The sequence below is a fragment of the Streptomyces sp. NPDC058525 genome, assembly GCF_042719495.1.
Taxonomy (GTDB): Bacteria; Actinomycetota; Actinomycetes; order Streptomycetales; family Streptomycetaceae; genus Streptomyces.
The window spans coordinates 1-327 of sequence record NZ_JBHXNP010000218.1 but is presented as its reverse complement, the minus strand read 5'-3'; the positions used below and the strand labels follow the sequence as shown (position 1 = coordinate 327).

1 protein-coding gene is annotated in these 327 nt (G+C 45.6%); it reads left to right on the top strand.

Annotated features, from left to right (window positions below; translation table 11 throughout):
• Nucleotides 1–289 (top strand): hypothetical protein (locus tag ACFWP3_RS41925; protein ID WP_384232212.1); only part of this gene is annotated, 289 nt, incomplete at its 5' end.
• Nucleotides 290–327 lie beyond the last annotated feature (38 nt).

The window sequence follows — 327 nt, the reverse complement described above, 5'->3', positions numbered from 1 at the left end:
CGCTCAGGCCGTTCTATGGCAAATCTGCCGTAATCTTGGCTGGCAAAGTTACGAATGCACCAAAACGGCCGCAGATCTCTGCGAGACAATGCGAACTGACAAAGCACAAATGGCAAGAGCATTAGATTTGCTTGAAAAAGTTGGTGCAATTCATCGCGTTAAACGTGGTCGAGTAAAAGTTATAACTGTAACACCTGAAGGAGCTTTTCGTGGGAATGTAAATAACCACGCTAAAGCTGTTGAGCGCTTCCGTCTGGACGTTATCGACGGCGGTTTATCGCCTGAATAACAGCTCTTATTCTGCCCGATTAATGAGCTACAGAATTT